The following is a 14,996-nucleotide window of genomic DNA, read 5'->3' as shown; positions in this document are numbered from 1 at the left end:
TGAGATTTCCCATTGCATAAGCAAGTAAGATCCCTCAAAGACGATGAGGTAGATAGGTCCGGGGTGGAAGCACGGTGACGTGTGGAGCTGACGGATACTAATCGATCGAGGACTTAACCAAAAGAAAGCTTTCAATGCCGTTATCCAGTTTTGAGAGAACAACCTCTCTACATACATAAAACAAGTCTAGTGATGATGGCAAAGAGGTCACACCCGTTCCCATACCGAACACGGAAGTTAAGCTCTTTAGCGCCGATGGTAGTTGGGGGCTTCCCTGCGAGAGTAGGACGTCGCTAGGCTCAAAAAGTCATTACTGACAGAAAGTCGGTAGTGGCTTTTTTTTGCCCCCAACTACCAAAGACCGGAGGTCAGCTCGGCGCGATACAGAAGCAGGACCAAAAAGTGAAACAGCAGACCGATTAGAAGCAGACGAGAAGCACGGGGACCAAGAAGATCAAGGAAGCGAGGCGGCCCGGAGCGCAAGCGTCGGGTACGTGAGCACCGGACCGCCGAAGCTGACGAGAGTAGCCGGTCAACGCGCTTCGGAGTTCGCGCCGATGGTAGTTGGGGACCCCCTGCGAGAGTAGGACGTCGCCAATGCTTTTCTATGTTGAAATTTGAAGTTCCATACAAATAAAGACAGAAAGTCCATTGATTTCTTGACAAGGATAAAAAGTTCGATTAATTCAAAATTAACATTTAGAGGATAAAAAATATCAAGAAAACCCCTTTCTGCATTTTATTTATAAAACTAAAATTCCATACAATCAAAAACTGAAAGTCTGTTCTGTTATATTAGACCAAAACCCAAAAAGGCACCCCGATCATAGTGGTGCCTTTTTTACTTCCTGATTTAACCCGGAAAGCCAACCATTTTTTCGTCTTAATTAAAGGAAGTTGGTGAATATTTTAATGAATTTTTGTTCGATAGGAAGCCCAAATATTAGCATAATAAAAGAAAGATCCAATTCTTTGATAAAAGGTGAAAGGGTGAAGGATTTGCCGAAAAAGACTATTTGGTTCGAAATGGAGGAAAATGAAACACCGGAACAGTGTATCGAAAGAATGTTGAAAATGGGGTACAGACCGGTTTTAAGAAAAGAAGAACCGGTTTTTCAAAGGGTTGACGGTGAAGTGGTTTATTTTCGTCAAAAAGTTCGATTTAAAGGAGAATTGATGGAAGAAAAAAATAAAAAATAATTCAAAACACGAATATTCAATAATTACTTTATATAAACGTTCGCATTTTTTCATTGATTTTCTCCTCCACCCTTGCTACAATGAACAGAGGAAAAGTCCCACATATATGCTAGAGGATATGGCTCTAGTGTCTCTACCCGACACCGTAAATGTCGGACTATGCGGGAAAGCAACTTTTTGGATGATTCGGCAGGTTGGAATTGAATAAACACCGGCCTCCTATTGCTATGTCCTCAGGTAAGCTGCTTTCTATCGTATAGCGAAGGCGGGCTATTTGAGGACTTTTTATTCGGAATCAAAAGTAAGAGATTGAAATAAAAAGGAGCGTTTTGGATGAATCCTAAAATCGGCGTCATTATGGGAAGTTCCAGCGATTGGGAAACAATGAAACATGCTTGTGATATTTTAGACGAGTTAAAAATTCCTTATGAAAAAAAAGTGGTATCAGCCCATCGGACTCCTGATTTAATGTTTGAATATGCTGAAACTGCCCGTTCACGGGGAATCGAAGTGATTATTGCCGGAGCTGGGGGAGCTGCCCATTTACCGGGGATGGTTGCAAGTAAAACAACCTTGCCAGTTATCGGTGTACCTGTGCAATCAAAAGCATTAAATGGACTTGATTCATTACTTTCCATTGTTCAAATGCCAGGAGGGGTTCCTGTGGCGACGGTGGCGATAGGGAAAGCCGGCGCAACGAATGCAGGACTCTTAGCGGCGCAAATTTTATCCATTACAGATAAACAATTGGCAGAGAAACTGGAAGCTCGACGGGAACAATTAAAACAAAAAGTGTTGGAAAGTTCAGGTGACTTAAAGTGATGAAAACGATCTACCCCGGCCAAACAATCGGCATCATCGGTGGCGGACAGTTAGGACGAATGATGGCTCTCAGTGCAAAAGAGGCTGGTTTTAAAATTGCGGTTCTTGATCCGACAATGGATTCACCATGCGGACAAGTCGCAGATATACAAATAGTGGCTCCTTATGATGATCAAACCGCACTTGAAGAGTTGGCGGAAGTAAGTGACGTCATCACTTACGAATTTGAAAATATCGATTATGAAGGACTCAAAAAATTAACAGAGATCGCCTATGTGCCTCAAGGTGCTGAAATTATCCGCATCACCCAAAACCGTGTGACAGAAAAGCAGGCAATTGTGGAAGCGGGTTGCCCGGTGGCTCCTTATATCGTTTGTGACAGCTATGAGGAACTTGTAGAGAAAATCGATCAAATCGGTTATCCGAGCATTGTAAAAACTGCCCGTTTCGGATATGACGGAAAAGGCCAACAAAAGCTTCAATCAAAAGAGGATTTGCCACTCGCAAAAAGCTTGTTTGAACATTCCCAATGTATCGTGGAAGGCTTTATTCCTTTCGAAAAGGAAATTTCGGTAATTATCCAAAGGAACGGAAACGGAGAAACGTATTGCTTGCCAGTGGGCGAAAATATTCATGTGAATCACATTTTGCATGAAACGATTGTTCCAGCCCGTATTTCCGATCAAACGAAACAATTGGCGGAAGAAGCGGCCCATAAAATTGCGGAACACTTGCAATTAATTGGAACGTTGGCGGTAGAAATGTTCGTGCTGAAGGATGGACAAATTATTATTAATGAATTGGCTCCAAGACCTCATAATTCCGGCCACTATTCCATTGAAGCGTGCAATATTTCTCAATTCGGACAACATATCCGTGCGATAGCCGGTTGGCCGCTAAGAAAACCGAAATTGCATTCTCCGGTGGTGATGGTGAATGTATTGGGTCAACATGTAGCGCCACTGATCAATTCCATAACCAAATATCCACATTGGTCTGTTCACCTTTACGGAAAAAAAGAGGCGAAAGTGAACAGAAAAATGGGACATGTAACCATACTAACAGATGACATTGATGCAACATTAAAGGAAATTGAAGATTCTGGCATTTGGAGATAAAAGAAAAGGAGATTCGCAGATGATTGAACGTTATACTCGCCCTGAAATGGGGGCTATTTGGACTGAAGAAAATAAATTCAACGCATGGCTTGAAGTGGAAATTTTGGCTTGCGAAGCTTGGTCTGAACTTGGTGTCATTCCAAAAGAAGATGTTGAAAAGTTACGTCAAAATGCAACATTCGATATCAACCGCATTTATGAAATTGAACAAACAACCAAACATGACGTCGTAGCGTTTACCCGCGCGGTATCCGAGTCGCTGGGCGAAGAGAAAAAATGGGTTCATTATGGACTCACTTCAACGGATGTTGTCGATACAGCCCTTTCTTATTTGATTAAACAAGCCAACAACATTTTACGGAAAGATCTTCACAACTTTATTGATGTATTGACAGAAAAGGCAAAAGAACACAAATACACAGTTATGATGGGACGCACCCATGGCGTACATGCGGAACCGACAACATTCGGTTTAAAGCTGGCTCTATGGCGTGAAGAAATGTTGCGTAATTTAGAACGCTTTGAAAGAGCGGCCAAAACGATTGAAACAGGAAAAATTTCCGGTGCGGTCGGAACTTATGCCAACATCGATCCATTTGTTGAAAAATATGTGTGCGAAAAATTGGGACTTACTCCTGCACCAATTTCAACCCAAACATTGCAGCGGGACCGCCATGCGGAATACATTGCGACATTGGCTTTAATTGCGACATCCATCGAAAAATTCGCAACGGAAATCCGCGGTTTGCAAAAATCCGAAACTCGCGAAGTGGAAGAAGGATTTGCAAAAGGACAAAAAGGTTCTTCCGCAATGCCGCATAAGCGCAACCCGATCGGCTCCGAAAACATGGCCGGAATTGCCCGCGTGATTCGTGGACATGTGGTTACCGCTTATGAAAATGTTCCATTATGGCATGAACGGGATATTTCCCATTCATCCGCAGAACGAATCATCATTCCTGATACGACAATTGCATTGAACTACATGTTGAACCGTTTCGCAAATATTGTGAAAAACTTGACTGTTTTCCCTGAAAATATGAAACGCAATATGGATGCAACGTTTGGACTTATTTATTCACAACGCGTTCTATTGAAGTTGATTGACAAAGGCCTGTCCCGTGAAGAAGCTTACGATACAGTCCAACCGCTCACTGCGAAAGCATGGGATGAACAGCGTCCGTTCCGTCCATTGGTGGAAGCGGATGAAAAAATCGGTTCGCTTTTATCGAAAGAAGAAATTGATGATTGTTTCGATTACAACTGGCATTTGAAAAATGTGGATTATATTTTTGACCGTTTAGGATTAAATGAGTAATTCAAAAAAAAACACCAATTCTAAATTACTGGGGGAAACGGGTATGGAAAAAGGCGCATTGTTATATGAAGGAAAAGCGAAACGCTTATATGCAACAGATCAGGAAGACGTATTGTTTGTGGAATATAAAAACAGCGCCACTGCCTTCAACGGTCTTAAAAAAGCAGAAATTGAAGGCAAAGGGATCTTGAACAATAAAATTTCCACCATCATTTTTGAACAACTGAAACAACAGGGAATTGAATCCCATTTTATTAAAAGAATTTCCGAAAACGAACAGCTTGTTAGAAAAGTGGAAATCATCCCGCTTGAAGTGGTTGTCCGCAATATTGCAGCAGGCAGCTTTTCAGAGCGTCTGGGCATTGAAGAAGGCACAGCCTTAAAGCGTCCGATAGTGGAGTTTTATTACAAAAACGATGCATTAAAAGATCCGATCATCAATAACGACCATATTGATATTCTTGGTCTTGCAACAAAAGAAGAAGTTGAAACAATCACAAATCTCGCTTTAAAAGTGAACGAAGCCTTACGGAAGATTTTTGAAAAAATCGGTGTCATTTTGGTGGACTTTAAATTGGAATTCGGCCGGGACAAAGACGGAAACATATTGCTTGCCGATGAAATTTCACCGGACACATGCCGGCTTTGGGATGCAGAAACGAAAGAGAAATTGGACAAAGACGTGTTCAGGCGAGATCTTGGAAGTTTAACAGATGTATATAACATTATACTTTCTAGACTTGGAGGAAATTGATGATGAAAAAAGTGAAGATTTACGTCACATTGCGTGAAAGTGTATTGGACCCTCAAGGTTCAGCCGTGAAAGGTTCTTTAGTCAACATGGGATACAAAGAAGTGGAAGATGTCCGCATCGGGAAATATTTGGAATTGCTCATTTCCGATACAGAGCGGGATATCGATGCATTGGTAAAAGAAATGTGTGAAAAGCTGCTTGCGAACACAGTGATCGAGGATTATCGCTTTGAAATCGAGGAGGCTCAATAATCATGAAATTTGCTGTACTCGTTTTCCCAGGGTCGAACTGTGACGTCGATATGTACCATGCCATCAAAGACGAACTTGGCGAAGAAGTGGAATATGTTTGGCATGATGCGGAAGATTTGAGCGAATTTGACGCCATTTTGATTCCGGGCGGTTTCTCATATGGAGACTATCTACGCTGCGGTGCCATGGCAAGCCAGTCAAAGGTGATGCAAGCAGTGAAAAAAGCGGCGGAAGAAGGAAAACCGATTTTGGGAGTCTGCAACGGATTCCAAATTTTGACGGAAGCCGGACTTTTACCTGGCGCACTGCTCCGCAATAAAAACTTAAAATTCATTTGCCGTACGGTTCCGTTAAAAGTTGAAAACAACCAAACATTGTTTACCAATCAATATGAACAAGGGCAAATCATTCAAATTCCGATTGCCCACGGTGAAGGAAACTACTTCTGTGACGAGGAAACGTTGAAAAAATTAAAAGAAAACAACCAAATCGTGTTCACTTATTCAGGAGAAAATCCGAACGGAAGTCTTGAAAACATTGCTGGTATTGTGAACGAGCGTGGCAACGTTCTTGGCATGATGCCCCATCCGGAACGCGCGGTGGATGCATTACTTGGCAGTGCAGATGGACTGGCGTTATTCAAATCAATTGTGAAACAGTGGAGGGAATCACATGTCTAATTTTGAACCAACAGCAGAACAAATTAAGGAGCAGAAGCTTTACCGCGACTTGGGGTTAAGTGATGAAGAATTTGCGAAGATTGAAGAAATTTTAGGTCGTCTTCCAAATTGGACAGAAACAGGTTTGTTCTCTGTAATGTGGTCTGAACACTGTTCTTATAAAAACTCCAAGCCGGTGTTGCGCAAATTCCCTACAAGCGGTCCCCGCGTATTGCAAGGTCCTGGTGAAGGGGCAGGGATTGTGGACATTGGTGACGAGCAAGCCGTTGTATTCAAAATGGAATCCCATAACCATCCTTCAGCCATTGAACCATACCAAGGAGCCGCAACAGGGGTTGGCGGAATTATCCGCGACGTATTTTCCATGGGAGCGCGTCCAATTGCACTGCTAAACTCTTTGCGTTTTGGCGAATTAAAAACACCTCGGGTGAAATACTTGTTTGAAGAAGTTGTCGCCGGGATCGCCGGTTATGGTAACTGTATCGGAATTCCGACTGTTGGCGGCGAAGTACAATTTGACCCATGCTATGAAGGAAATCCTTTGGTTAACGCCATGTGCGTTGGGTTAATCGATCATAAAGACATCCAAAAAGGTGTTGCCAAAGGTGTTGGAAACACAGTGATGTATGTAGGTGCAAAAACGGGCCGCGACGGAATTCACGGTGCCACTTTCGCGTCGGAAGAATTGAGTGAAGAATCCGATGAAAAACGTCCGGCGGTTCAAGTGGGAGACCCATTCATGGAAAAACTTCTGCTTGAAGCATGCCTGGAAGTGGTAAAATCCGATGCGCTTGTCGGAATCCAGGACATGGGAGCGGCAGGACTCACTTCATCTTCTTCAGAGATGGCATCAAAAGCCGGATACGGTATTGAAATGAACCTGGACTTGGTTCCTCAACGGGAAACAGGAATGACTGCCTATGAAATGATGCTTTCCGAATCACAGGAACGGATGCTTTTAGTCGTGAAACAAGGCCGTGAAGAAGAAATCAAAAAAATCTTTGAAAAGTACGGTTTGGACGCGGTGGCAATCGGCCGGGTAACAGAGGATAAAATGCTCCGCCTCATTCATAAAGGGGAAGTGGTGGCAGAAGTCCCTGCGGATGCGTTGGCGAAAGATGCGCCAGTTTACCACAAACCATCCAAAGAACCGGAATATTATAGAGAGTTCCAAGCGATGGAAAACAGCGAACCGGAAGTGGATGATTTCAAAGAAACATTGAAACAATTGCTTCAAGCCCCTACGGTTGCATCAAAAGAATGGGTATATGATCAATTTGACTACCAAGTGCGTACCAACACAGTGGTGACACCTGGTTCCGATGCGGCTGTATTGCGCGTAAGAGGCACAAATAAAGGGCTTGCGATGACAGCTGACTGCAACTCCCGCTACATTTTCCTGGATCCGGAAACAGGCGGTAAAATCGCAGTGGCGGAAGCTGCCCGCAACATTGTCGCATCCGGTGGAGAACCATTGGCAATCACGGACTGCTTAAACTTTGGAAATCCGGAAAAACCGGAAATCTTCTGGCAACTTGAAAAAAGTGCCGATGGAATTGCTGCGGCATGCACCGCTTTAGAAACACCGGTTATCAGCGGAAACGTATCCCTTTATAACGAACACTCCGGTCAAGCGGTATATCCAACACCAACAATCGGCATGGTTGGATTAGTGGAAGATTTATCCCATGTAACAACGCAAGAAGTAAAACAAGCTGGCGACATCGTTTATTTACTTGGGGAAACCAAAACAGAATTCGGCGGATCCGAACTTCAAAAATTGGTTTATGGAAAAATCTTCGGTAAAGCACCGTCAATCGATTTGGAAGAAGAGGCTGCACGCCAAAAAGCATTGCTTTCTGCCATTCGCGCAGGACTCGTTCAGTCTGCTCATGACGTGGCTGAAGGCGGCGTAGCAGTTGCATTGGCGGAAAAAACTTTTAATGCGAATGGTCTCGGAATCCACGTGAAATTAGAGGGTTCACCTGTAACCGCATTATTCAGTGAATCACAATCCCGCTTTATTGTAACGGTGAAAGAAGAAGATGCGGCATCGTTTGAACAAATGATTCCGGATGCGCAAAAAATTGGTGTAGTAACAAACGATGGAAAAATCACCATTGAAGGGGAACCAGGTTTATTGGTTGAAGGTTCTGTAGATGAATTTTGTTCTGCTTGGAAAGGAGCTATCCCATGCTTGCTGAAATCAGAGGCTTAAACGAAGAATGTGGTGTTTTTGGGATATGGGGCCATGAAGCAGCAGCCAAAATGAGCTACTACGGCCTGCATGCGCTTCAACATCGAGGACAAGAAGGTGCTGGCATCGTCGCGACAGACGGCCAGTACTTTAAAATCGTGAAAGGTGAAGGCCTGGTCAATGAAGTATTCAATGAAGAAAAATTAAATAGTTTGGAAGGAAATGCTGCAATTGCCCATGTTCGCTATACAACGGCAGGTGGAGGGGGAATTGACAACGTTCAGCCCCTTTTATTCCGTTCCTCCACTGGCACAATGGCAGTAGCCCATAACGGAAATTTGGTGAATGCCAATCATCTAAAACAACATCTTGAGCGCTCAGGAAGTATTTTCCATTCAACTTCAGATACGGAAGTCATTGTGCATCTTATCAAAAAAAGCAAAAAACCCAATTTTCTCGAGCAAGTGAAAGAAGCCCTTTCCTTGTTGAAAGGGGCTTTCTCCATCATTATTTTAACGAAAGATAAAATGATTCTAGCCCGGGATCGCAATGGGTTGCGCCCGCTTTCCATCGGCAGAGTGGGTGATGCATGGGTGGCTGCTTCCGAAACATGTGCTTTCGATTTAATTGGTGCGGAATATGTCCGGGAAGTTCAACCGGGTCAATTGGTCATTATTTCGAATAATGGCATCGAGGAAGACCGGTACGCGTTAATGGAACGCCGGGCAATGTGCGCAATGGAATATGTTTATTTTGCACGTCCTGATTCCAATATCGATCAAGTCAACATTCATATGGCCCGCAAACGGATGGGAAAACAATTGGCCAGAGAAATGGGTCATATCGATGCGGATGTTGTGACAGGTGTTCCGGATTCTTCCATTTCCGCTGCCATTGGATTTGCTGAAGAAATCGGGATTCCTTATGAAATGGGATTAATCAAAAACCGGTATGTCGGCCGGACATTTATTCAACCAACACAGGAATTGCGTGAACGCGGAGTGAAAATGAAACTTTCACCTGTTGTTCAAGTGGTGCGCGGCAAACGTGTCGTAATGGTGGATGATTCCATTGTCCGCGGAACGACTTCACGCAGAATCGTCAAAATGTTGAAAGAAGCAGGAGCGAAAGAAGTGCATGTGGCAATCACTTCTCCGCCAATTTCCAATCCTTGTTTCTATGGCATTGATATTTCATCCGATGAAGAATTAATTGCTACTGGAAGAACGATTGATGAAATCCGGGAAGCAATTGGTGCGGATTCCTTGACGTTTTTATCGCCCGAAGGATTGGTAGAAGCCGTTTCAAGACCTTTTGATGATGAGTACGGCGGTCTTTGCATGGCTTGCTTTACTGGAAAATATCCAACAGAAATTTTCCCGGACACTGTCTTACCACATATCAAGGAACTTTCACGTTAAGGAGGAAGAATCATGTCAAAAGCATATGAGCAAGCGGGGGTAAATATTGAAGCAGGTTATGAAGCGGTTAAACGCATGAAGTCCCATGTCGAGAGAACAAACCGCCTTGGGGTGATGGGAGCGTTTGGCAGCTTCGGTGGCATGTTCGATTTATCTTCACTGAACTTAAAGGAACCGGTTCTTATTTCTGGTACAGATGGTGTCGGGACAAAATTGAAACTGGCATTTATGGCAGATAAACACAACACAATCGGCATTGATTGCGTGGCCATGTGCGTCAATGACATTGTGGCCCAAGGTGCGGAACCATTGTATTTTCTCGATTATATCGCGATTGGAAAAGCGGATCCTGCAAAGATTGAACAGATTGTCAGCGGTGTTGCGGACGGCTGTGTGCAGGCAGGCGCAGCATTGATCGGCGGTGAAACGGCTGAGATGCCAGGTTTATATGATGAAGATGAATACGATGTGGCCGGTTTTGCTGTGGGTGCTTGCGAAAAATCGAAAGTGGTCACTGGAGAAAAAATTGTGGAAGGTGACGTGCTTGTCGGACTTGCATCCAGCGGTGTGCATTCCAATGGCTATTCCTTGGTACGCAAAATTGTTTTTAATGATTGCGGTTATCAATTTGATGAAGTGATTGAAGGCTATGAGGATTTGGGGCCAATTGGCGGGTCGCTTCTCACACCGACGAAAATTTACGCGAAACCGGTGCTGGAAGTGTTGAAACAAGTGGACGTTCACGGAATGGCCCACATCACGGGCGGCGGATTTTATGAAAACTTGCCTCGCATGATGCCGGAAGGATTGGCAACGGAGATCGATTTAGGAACATGGGAAATCCCACGCATTTTTGAATTCTTAAAAGATAAAGGATCACTGCAGGATCGCGACTTGTACAACGTATTTAATATGGGAATTGGATTCGTCCTTTCCGTTTCAGCCGAAGATGCGGACAAAGTGGTGGAAATTGCGGAAGCCCACGGGGAGAAAGCGTTCAAAATCGGCCGTGTTGTTAAAGGCGAAGGAGTAATATTTAATGGAAATCACGATGGGAGCTTAAGTCAATGACAACAAAAATAGCGGTTTTTGCTTCAGGCAGCGGGACAAATTTCCAAGCGATCCAAGAATCCATTGAACGTGGGGAATTGGATGCCAAAATTGAATTGGTGGTAACGGATAAACCGAATGCATATGTGGTCAAAAGGGCAGAAAAATTCGGCATCCCGGTTTTCGCTTTCTCACCGAAAGAGTACGGTTCAAAGGCTACATATGAATCTGCCATTGCCGAAAGATTAGAAGAAAAAGAAGTGGAATGGATCGTTTTGGCAGGCTATATGCGATTAGTTGGCGAAACGCTGCTTTCCAAGTATCCGAATAAAATTGTCAATATTCATCCCTCTTTATTGCCGGCATTCCCTGGCAAAGATGCCATTGGACAAGCGATGGAGCACGGTGTGAAAATTACCGGTGTGACAGTCCATTATGTGGATGAAGGGATGGATACCGGCCCAATCATTGCCCAACAAGCAGTGGAAGTGGTGGAAGGCGACCGGGAAGCGACGGAAGAACGCATTCATCAAGTGGAACATGTACTTTACCCAAAAACGTTAAAAAAATTATTTGAAAATAAATAATTTCAAAAAGATAGGCTAAATTTGAAAAAACAAATTGGAGGCTTTGACTGTGGCTAAACGTGCACTGATTAGTGTTTCAAACAAAGATGGAATTGTAGAATTCGCGAAAGAATTGGTTGCTTTAGGGTATGAAATCTTATCTACAGGCGGTACGAAAAAATTGCTTCAAGAAAATAACGTGCCCGTAACCGGAGTAGATGAAGTGACAAAATTCCCTGAAATTCTTGATGGCCGTGTGAAAACATTAAATCCGATGATTCACGGCGGATTATTGGGGAAATTTGATGATCCTTCCCACCAGGCGCAAATGAAAGAACATGGAATTGAACCGATTGAAATCGTTTGTGTCAACCTATATCCATTCGTAGAAACCATTTCTAAACCGGATGTGACGTATGAAGAAGCGATTGAAAACATCGATATTGGCGGTCCGACAATGTTGCGTGCGGCGGCGAAAAACCACCAATATGTAACAGTCATCGTGGACAGCAACGACTATGCTACGGTGCTTGAAGAATTGAAAGCAAATGGTGCAACAACTTTCGAAACGCGCAAAAAACTTGCTGCGAAAGTGTTCCGTCACACAGCAAGCTATGATGCATACATTTCCAACTATTTAACGGAAGAAGAATTCCCGGAAAACTTAACATTGACTTACGAATTAAAACAAACTTTGCGCTACGGTGAAAACCCTCACCAAAAAGCGGCATTTTATAAAAAACGCTTAGGATCGGACTTCTCGCTTGCTTATGCAACGCAATTGCATGGGAAAGAACTTTCCTACAACAACATCCAAGACGGAAATGCCGCTCTTCAAATCGTGAAAGAATTCAAAGAGCCGGCTGCAGTGGCGGTAAAACATATGAATCCATGCGGCGTCGGAATTGGAAGCACAATTGAAGAAGCCTTTGACCGTGCTTATGAATCTGACCCTGTTTCCATTTTCGGCGGAATCATTGCATTAAACCGTGAAGTGGATGCAGCGACAGCCGAAAAATTGAGCAAAATCTTCCTTGAAATTATCATTGCGCCTTCATTCAGCGAAGAAGCATTGGAAATTTTAACGAAAAAGAAAAATATCCGTTTGTTGACAATCAACTTCGCCCAAGAAAAAAGAGATCCGTTTAAAGTGGTTTCCGTTGAGGGCGGCCTGCTCGTCCAAGAAGATGATACGTACGGTTTCGAGGATGCAGAGATTAAAGTGGTAACGGACCGCGAACCAACGGAAGAAGAATGGGAAGCTTTAAAACTTGGCTGGGCGGTTGTAAAACACGTGAAATCAAATGCCATCGTCGTAAATAATAAAGAAATGACATTAGGAATCGGCGCTGGTCAAATGAACCGTGTCGGTGCCGCAAAAATCGCTTTGGAGCAAGCAGGGGAAAAAGCAAAAGGAGCCGTGTTGGCATCCGACGCATTCTTCCCAATGCCGGATACAGTGGAAGAAGCGATTAAAGCGGGAATTACAGCGATTATTCAACCAGGCGGATCCATCCGGGACCAAGATTCCATCGATGCGGCGAACAAAGCTGGAATAGCCATGGTATTTACAGGAGTAAGACATTTCAAACATTAATGAATAAAGGCGGCTCGATTCGTAGCCGTCTTTTCTAAAGCTGCGGGCATTTTTGAAATTTATCCCTTGAAAAGTAATATTCCCAATAGTATATAGGAGGGGACTGACTATATGAAAGTGTTAGTAGTTGGCAGTGGTGGACGCGAGCACGCAATCGCCAAGAAATTCAGCATTTCCCCATCGGTTGAAAAAGTGTATGTGGCACCGGGAAATGACGGAATGCGTGACTGCGCGGAATTGGTTGCCATCGATGCATTGGATTTTGAAAACTTGGCCAAATTCGTGAAAGAGCAACAAATCGACTTAACGTTTGTAGGACCAGAACAACCACTTGCAGCAGGAATCGTGGATTATTTCCAGGAACAAGGTTTGGCGATTTTTGGTCCAACAAAAAAAGCTGCACAAATCGAAAGCAGCAAATCGTTTGCAAAACAATTGATGAAAAAATACAACATTCCAACCGCTGTATATGAAACATTCACTGAAGTGGATAAAGCGATTGAGTATATCAAAGAAAAAGGTGCGCCAATCGTTGTCAAAGCCGATGGACTGGCAGCCGGAAAAGGCGTAGTGGTGGCCATGACGGAACAGGAAGCCATTGATGCGGTAACGGACATGATCGGCAATCAGCGCTTCGGGGAATCTTCATCGAAAGTGGTCATCGAAGAATTTTTGGAAGGGGAAGAATTCTCTTTCATGTCCTTTGTACATAAAGGACAAATTTATCCAATGGTGATTGCCCAAGACCATAAACGCGCATATGATGGGGATCAAGGTCCAAACACAGGCGGCATGGGCGCATATTCTCCGGTTCCGCAAATTCCGGAAGAAATGGTTTCCCGCGCCTATACAGAAATCATTGAACCGACTGTCAAAGCCATGGAAGCTGAAGGGGCATCCTTTACCGGCATTTTATATGCAGGGTTGATTTTGACAAAAGAAGGACCGAAAGTGATTGAATTCAACGCGCGTTTCGGTGACCCGGAAACACAAGTGGTGCTTCCTCGCATGTCATCCGATTTTGGAGAGTTCATGAAAGCATTGATGGATGAAAAACCTTTCGATTTGCAATGGTCTGATGAAGCAATGCTGGGCGTTGTGATTGCCGCAGAAGGATACCCGGGAGAGATTGAAAAAGGTAATCCGCTTCCAAACTTGGAAGAGCTGAGCGGAGAAGTGGAAGTATATCATGCCGGAACGAAGCTGAAAGATGGACAATATGTCGGAAACGGCGGCCGCGTGTTACTCGTGGCGGCAAAAGCAAACACTTTGAAAGAAGCGAAAGAAAAAGTATATGCAGCCATTGGAAAATATTCGTGGGATCATTTCTTCTACCGCAAAGATATCGGTTGGAGAACGTTCAAATAATTTTTATGGGATAAATACGGCAAAAAAGCACAAACCAATAATGAGGTTTGTGCTTTTCTTAACGAGTGTTGATTATTTTGAGCGTTTCTGACTGTGGGCAACGGCTTTAACCGCTTTTGCAGCCTGATTTGCTTCAGTGCCGGCAGGAGTTGTGCTGGCAACCTTTTCAGCCACATTTGCAGCAGTTTGCAACAGTTCAGCCCCTTCGTTACCGCTTGCGCTTTGGGCTTGGGAACTTTGGCTTTGATTCTGGTTGCCGCTATTGTATTTTGAGTTGAAAGCGGTCATTAAACTGTCCGCATCCATAAAATCCTGGATGGAACTGGATACCGCATCTTTTACGTTATTGCTGAAGAGGGCCTTCGTTGGACAATAGAAGAAAAGACCTTCCGCAATTTTCATCGCACCGGCTGCAACAGACAGGGTTCCCAACATTCTGCTGCCGTTTTCTTTCACTAAATGGCTGATTCCGCAAGCTGTCAAACCAATCCCTAATACAAGACGGACGAAGGCGCTTTTTTCAGAAATATTTTCTTCCAACAAGAAAATCCACCCCTTTTCGCATGAAATGAATTGAATGAATTCACTTTAATTTAATAAAGTGCTGTGTTACGATAAAAGCAACTGCGCTTGCTTTTCAGCAATGTTAGTATG

The 14,996-nt window shown here is 43.8% G+C and carries 14 protein-coding genes, 2 rRNA genes and 1 riboswitch; of the genes, 15 read left to right on the top strand and 1 reads right to left on the bottom strand.

From position 1 onward, the window contains the following. The 15 genes from ACFPOH_RS08010 to purD form a co-directional block, all read left to right on the top strand. A 23S ribosomal RNA gene (locus ACFPOH_RS08010) occupies positions 1–121 on the top strand; the annotation flags it as partial. Between the two features lie 64 nt (positions 122–185). Beyond that, positions 186–299 (top strand): 5S ribosomal RNA (gene rrf / locus ACFPOH_RS08005). A 700-nt stretch (positions 300–999) separates the two neighbouring features. Continuing rightward, positions 1,000–1,200, top strand: coding sequence for an NETI motif-containing protein (locus ACFPOH_RS08000; RefSeq protein WP_342471113.1), 201 nt, complete (start codon positions 1,000–1,002; stop codon positions 1,198–1,200). 80 nt (positions 1,201–1,280) lie between these two features. Then, positions 1,281–1,380, top strand: a riboswitch (purine riboswitch). A gap of 153 nt (positions 1,381–1,533) precedes the next feature. After that, positions 1,534–2,022, top strand: a complete 489-nt coding sequence (purE, locus tag ACFPOH_RS07995; protein ID WP_342471114.1) for a 5-(carboxyamino)imidazole ribonucleotide mutase — start codon at positions 1,534–1,536, stop codon at positions 2,020–2,022. Further along, the gene (purK, locus tag ACFPOH_RS07990; RefSeq protein WP_342471115.1) at positions 2,019–3,140 is read left to right on the top strand and encodes a 5-(carboxyamino)imidazole ribonucleotide synthase; all 1,122 of its coding nucleotides are present in this window, start codon (positions 2,019–2,021) and stop codon (positions 3,138–3,140) included. The genes purE and purK overlap by 4 nt, the downstream gene beginning before the upstream one ends. Before the next feature lie 19 nt (positions 3,141–3,159). Next, a complete protein-coding gene (purB, locus tag ACFPOH_RS07985) occupies positions 3,160–4,458 on the top strand; it encodes an adenylosuccinate lyase (protein WP_342471116.1) in 1,299 nt (432 codons plus the stop codon). Positions 4,459–4,501: 43 nt separating this feature from the next. After that, on the top strand, positions 4,502–5,212 hold the full coding sequence (purC, locus tag ACFPOH_RS07980) for a phosphoribosylaminoimidazolesuccinocarboxamide synthase (RefSeq protein ID WP_342471117.1): 711 nt from the start codon (positions 4,502–4,504) through the stop codon (positions 5,210–5,212). Between the two features lie 2 nt (positions 5,213–5,214). After that, positions 5,215–5,463 (top strand): phosphoribosylformylglycinamidine synthase subunit PurS, encoded by a 249-nt coding sequence (purS, locus tag ACFPOH_RS07975; RefSeq protein WP_342471230.1) that lies wholly within the window; start codon positions 5,215–5,217, stop codon positions 5,461–5,463. A gap of 2 nt (positions 5,464–5,465) precedes the next feature. Continuing rightward, positions 5,466–6,143 carry a phosphoribosylformylglycinamidine synthase subunit PurQ gene (gene purQ, locus ACFPOH_RS07970; protein ID WP_342471118.1) on the top strand — a complete coding sequence of 226 codons (678 nt, stop codon included), beginning with the start codon at positions 5,466–5,468 and terminating at the stop codon, positions 6,141–6,143. Next, on the top strand, positions 6,136–8,361 hold the full coding sequence (gene purL, locus ACFPOH_RS07965; protein ID WP_342471119.1) for a phosphoribosylformylglycinamidine synthase subunit PurL: 2,226 nt from the start codon (positions 6,136–6,138) through the stop codon (positions 8,359–8,361). Before purQ ends, purL begins: the two co-directional genes overlap by 8 nt. Continuing rightward, complete coding sequence (gene purF / locus ACFPOH_RS07960; protein WP_342471120.1) at positions 8,337–9,761, top strand: amidophosphoribosyltransferase; 1,425 nt, start codon at positions 8,337–8,339, stop codon at positions 9,759–9,761. Before purL ends, purF begins: the two co-directional genes overlap by 25 nt. Before the next feature lie 12 nt (positions 9,762–9,773). Further along, a complete protein-coding gene (gene purM / locus ACFPOH_RS07955) occupies positions 9,774–10,832 on the top strand; it encodes a phosphoribosylformylglycinamidine cyclo-ligase (protein ID WP_342471121.1) in 1,059 nt (352 codons plus the stop codon). Next, complete coding sequence (gene purN, locus ACFPOH_RS07950; RefSeq protein WP_342471122.1) at positions 10,829–11,398, top strand: phosphoribosylglycinamide formyltransferase; 570 nt, start codon at positions 10,829–10,831, stop codon at positions 11,396–11,398. Before purM ends, purN begins: the two co-directional genes overlap by 4 nt. A gap of 49 nt (positions 11,399–11,447) precedes the next feature. Beyond that, complete coding sequence (gene purH, locus ACFPOH_RS07945; protein WP_342471123.1) at positions 11,448–12,974, top strand: bifunctional phosphoribosylaminoimidazolecarboxamide formyltransferase/IMP cyclohydrolase; 1,527 nt, start codon at positions 11,448–11,450, stop codon at positions 12,972–12,974. 111 nt (positions 12,975–13,085) lie between these two features. Next, the gene (gene purD / locus ACFPOH_RS07940; protein WP_342580523.1) at positions 13,086–14,342 is read left to right on the top strand and encodes a phosphoribosylamine--glycine ligase; all 1,257 of its coding nucleotides are present in this window, start codon (positions 13,086–13,088) and stop codon (positions 14,340–14,342) included. Between the two features lie 72 nt (positions 14,343–14,414). Here purD and ACFPOH_RS07935 read toward each other — a convergent pair whose 3' ends face one another. Continuing rightward, positions 14,415–14,885, bottom strand: coding sequence for a YgaP family membrane protein (locus ACFPOH_RS07935; protein ID WP_390309351.1), 471 nt, complete (start codon positions 14,883–14,885; stop codon positions 14,415–14,417). Between the last annotated feature and the right edge of the window lie 111 nt (positions 14,886–14,996).

This window comes from Ureibacillus suwonensis, from assembly GCF_042655065.1.
GTDB classification, from domain to species: Bacteria; Bacillota; Bacilli; order Bacillales_A; family Planococcaceae; genus Ureibacillus; species Ureibacillus suwonensis.
This window is presented reverse-complemented; position numbering and strand designations above follow the sequence as displayed.